5 protein-coding genes are annotated in these 4,307 nt (G+C 27.5%); all 5 read left to right on the top strand.

The annotated features are described in order from the left end of the window. Nucleotides 1-620 (top strand): hypothetical protein (locus tag BN1173_RS00685; protein ID WP_040235893.1); only part of this gene is annotated, 620 nt, incomplete at its 5' end. After that, nucleotides 601-1,338, top strand: coding sequence for a pseudouridine synthase (locus BN1173_RS00680; protein ID WP_040235896.1), 738 nt, complete (start codon nucleotides 601-603; stop codon nucleotides 1,336-1,338). The genes BN1173_RS00685 and BN1173_RS00680, both read left to right, overlap by 20 nt. Next, a complete protein-coding gene (gene cmk / locus BN1173_RS00675) occupies nucleotides 1,335-1,991 on the top strand; it encodes a (d)CMP kinase (RefSeq protein WP_012537900.1) in 657 nt (218 codons plus the stop codon). Before BN1173_RS00680 ends, cmk begins: the two co-directional genes overlap by 4 nt. A 13-nt stretch (nucleotides 1,992-2,004) precedes the next feature. After that, nucleotides 2,005-3,666, top strand: coding sequence for a 30S ribosomal protein S1 (locus BN1173_RS00670; protein ID WP_014696029.1), 1,662 nt, complete (start codon nucleotides 2,005-2,007; stop codon nucleotides 3,664-3,666). Continuing rightward, nucleotides 3,659-4,261, top strand: coding sequence for a tetratricopeptide repeat protein (locus BN1173_RS00665; RefSeq protein WP_040235889.1), 603 nt, complete (start codon nucleotides 3,659-3,661; stop codon nucleotides 4,259-4,261). The genes BN1173_RS00670 and BN1173_RS00665 overlap by 8 nt, the downstream gene beginning before the upstream one ends. Nucleotides 4,262-4,307 lie beyond the last annotated feature (46 nt).

Below are 4,307 nucleotides of genomic sequence, written 5' to 3'. Positions count from 1 at the left end.
AAATGGATGTTAGAGAATTAATTAAATTTTATTCTTTTACAACTAGTTTGCTTTATTTAAAAACCCAAGTACTCTATCCAGTTAAATTAAAAGATCGAAAATTTGTTGAAAAAGAAATAGTTAATAAGTTGATGAAATTTAGTGATAAATATGTGGTGTCTAAAAAATTTGTTCGAAAAAAAGATGAAGTATGTTTAGATATATCTAAATTTCCTTTTTTAAAGGAAAATGTTGTCTTTTTAAAAAATGTAGATGATGCTAAAAATTATATTGCTAATATTAATGAAGTTAAGAATAAAGATAGAACAATGAGGGTCAGTAAAGAACGAAATGATATTTTATCTGATAGATTTAGGTTTAATATTGTTTTAGATACTTATGATGCTAAGATTGCAGATAAAAAAAATAAAATCATGTCACTTTTGGCTAAAGAGGATAAGTGCAGATTTGAATTTTTATTGCGTTTAGATGATAAATTTTACTTTTTTGAGAGATTTTGTTATTTTTTAATCGTTCTTGAATATAAAATGTCAAATGTTATAGATTTGGTTTATGTAAATAATGAATTAATTGTAATAAAGGGAAGAGGTATTGACGAATATAAACAGCAAAGGGCTTAGAGTACATGCTTTTTTGGCAGAAAAAGGTATAGGTTCTAGGAGGTTTTGCGAAGAGCTTATAAGAAAAAATCTTATTAAAGTAAATGGCATTTTTGCTAAGCTTGGAGATAAAGTTTTCTTGGGTGATAGAGTGGAGTATGGAAAACAAGTGTTTGTTTTTCAAGATTCTAAAGTTGTAAATAAAATTTATATTGCTCTTAATAAACCTATAAATTACCTTTGTTCAAATTTTGATCCAATGGGAAGAAAATTGGCAATATCTTTAGTTCAGCCTTTATTTAGAGAACGTTTATTTTCAATTGGCAGGCTTGATTTTAAAAGTTCTGGTCTTTTGCTTTTTACTAATGATGGTCAGTTTGCAAATAGTATTGTGCATCCAAAGAATGAAATAGAAAAGGAATATATTATTGAATCAAAAAGGGTTGTTAGTGAAGATTTGCTTGTTAATTTTAAGAATGGAATAAAAGTTGATAATGAGCTTTTTAAGTTAAAGTCTTATGTTATGCTTGGTAATAATACAGCCAAGTTAATTTTAACAGAAGGTAAAAATAGAGAAATTCGTAAAGTTTTTTTAAGTAAGAATATCTTTTTAAAGAAAGTGCATAGAGTTAGAATAGGTAATATTACATTGAGTAATTTGAAAGAAGGACAAATTAAGGTTTTGTCTTTAGCTAAAATTAATAAATTAAAAACTCAGTTTTTGGGGGCATTGATATGATAATAGCAATTGATGGACCTTCAGCTTCAGGAAAAAGTTCTGTTTCAAAAGCATTGAGTATGAAATTGGGTTTTAAATTTATTAGTTCTGGTTATTTGTATAGAATAATAACTTTAATTGCTCAAAGATTTACTTTAAATGAGTATGATTTGCTTAATGAGAGTAAACTTGTGGATTTAATATCTCAAAATGATATTAAATATAATGATAATTCTTTTCTTTTAAATGGTGTTGATGTTATAAGTCATATTTTAACTGAAAAAATAGATTTTCAAGTTTCTCTTTATTCTTCTTATGTAAATATTAGGAAGATTGTGAATAAAAAATTAAGAGAAATAGTTAAAATTCAAGATGATGATTATATAATAGAGGGTAGAGATATTACTACTGTAGTATTTCCAGAAGCTAAAATTAAAATATATCTTGATGCTTCTGTTGAAGTGAGAACTTTAAGACGGTATAATCAAAGGGATGATGATATGGCTTTAATTGAACTGGAGCAGGCACTTGAGAAGAGAGATGAAATTGATCAAAATAAAGAGTATGGTAAATTGAAGTTGGGTAAAGGGGTTTTTTATATTGATACAAGCTATAAAAGTTTAGATGATGTATGTGATATTATCATAAAGACGTTTAATTTGAAAAAAAAGTGATAGAGAGGTGAGAATGGAAAATCAAGAAGATTTACAAGAAAATTATCTAAAGGTTCTTGAGAAGGTAGAACTAGGTAGTAGTGTTTCTGGTATTGTTATAAATATTATGAAAGATTATGTACTTGTAGATATTGGTTATAAGTCTGAGGGTTTTATTAAAATTGATGAATTTGAGACCATTCCAAATGTTGGAGATAAACTTGATGCAATAGTTACAAAAGTAGGAGGAGAATTAGGTTTGGTTCTTAGTGTATCGAAACTTGATTCTCTTAATTTGCAAGATAAAATTGATGAATATATTGCGAATAGAAAAGTACTTAAAGGCAAAATTTTAGTTGAACTTTCAAGTGGATATAAAGTTCAGATTAATGATAATGTTACTGGGTTTATGCCATTTTATTTAAGTTCTCAATTGAGAGATGAAAAATTAAAAAGAGGTTCTGTAGTTGAATTTTATGTTATTCAGGCAGATAAATCTGATGGTCTTAGGCTTATTCTTGATAGGCGTACTTTAGAGAGAGAACGGGAGTTTCTGAAGCGAAAAGAGCTTGTTAGTTCTTATAGTGAAGGAGATATAGTTGATGGTATTGTTGAAAAGATTACAGATTATGGTGCTATTATAAGGATTAAGAATCTTGTTTTAGGAGTTTTGCATAAGAGAAATATTGCATTTAATCGTGTTGAGAATGTTGAAGATTTTATTCATGTTGATGATAAATTAAGATTGAAGATTATTAAGTTGAGCACAAATACAGGCAAAATGGAATTATCCCTTAAGGCTTTAAAGGTAAATCCTTGGGATTCTGTTGAATCTAAATATAAGGTTGAGAGTATTGTAAAGGGAAAGATTGTTAAAATATTACCTTTTGGTGCTGTTGTTGAACTTGATAGTGCAATATCAGGATTTCTTCATATTAGTAATTTTTCTTGGGTAAGATCCATAAAAAGTCCTCAGGAATTGGTAAAGGTTGGACAAATTGTAGAAGTTAAGATTTTAGAAATAGATAAAGAAAATCAAAAAATTTCTTTAGGTATTAAACAAGTCAATGAGAATCCATGGAATAATTTGGCTGATAGGTGTGGTGTTGGGAAGGTTGTTCAGGGTGTTGTTAAAAATATTACCAAAACTGGTGCTTTTGTAAGTATAGAAGAGGGTATAGATGCATATATTAGTAAATTTGATATCTCTTGGGTTGAGGAAGTTAATCCTGAGAAATACTTTGAGCTTGGTAGTTCTATTAGTGGTAAAGTTATAGAATTTGATGCGAAAAGGCAAAATATTAAGTTGGGAATTAAGCAATTAGAAGAAAATCCTTGGGATGATTTTTCTAAGAGTTATAAAAAAGGTGATGTTCTTGAAGTTGAAATTATGGAAAAGAGATCTAAGGGGTTTCAAGTAAGAGTTTATGGTAAAATTATGGGCTTTATTAGTAAAATTCAACTTGGAGATACAAAAGAGTCTAGTTTGGAGACTTTTGAAAAGTTAAATGTTGGGGATAAAATTAAGGTTATAATCACCAATATTGACTTTAAGAATAAATTGGTTTTGCTTTCTTACAAGGCATATAAAGAACAAAAATCGAGCGAAGAAATTTCTTCTTATCTATTTAAGGAGGATGATGAGGAATCTTATAAGCCATTTGCAAATCTTTTAAAGAGGGATTCTGATGTTTAAAAATAAATTTTTTATCGGTATTCTTGCAGTTATTATTTTTGTGGGAATTATTATTTATTTTTATGATTTTACGGATATAAATTATGTAAAAGAAGGAGGAGAAATAGTAGAAAATCTTGAGCAAGATTTGAATCTTTATTTGAAATCAAAAAATACTGAAGAAAGGCAAAATTTGGCATCTAAAATAGAAAAGGCTTTAAACAGTAAAGATGATATTGCTTATGAATTTCTTCCACGGTTTTATCTTGCAAAGTCTACTTATTCTCAGAGCAAAGGTTTGTATGAAGAAGCTCTTAAAGATTTAGATGTTGTTATTGCGTCAAAGTGGATTGAGCGGGAATTAGCTTATATTAATAAAGCTGTTATTTATGAAAAAATAGGACAAGTGGAAAATGCTTTATTAATGTATGATAATGTGATTAATCAAACTAAATTAGATTTTATGAAAATTAGGGCTTTGCTTGGAAAAGCAATATTAGTTGAATTACAAGATAAAAAATTGGCTATTGATATATATGAGAAGATTGCTAATTTTTCTTATGAAGATAATTTATATATTAATATTGCTAAAAATAAGCTTTTTCAGCTTAAATAATTTGATTTGTTTTTTATTTCAATATTCAAGGAGGATTTAGTTATAT

The sequence above is a fragment of the Borrelia crocidurae genome (assembly GCF_000825665.2).
GTDB classification, from domain to species: domain Bacteria; phylum Spirochaetota; class Spirochaetia; order Borreliales; family Borreliaceae; genus Borrelia; species Borrelia duttonii.
Note: the sequence above shows the minus strand (reverse complement) of the source record. Positions and strands in the feature narration are given on the sequence as shown.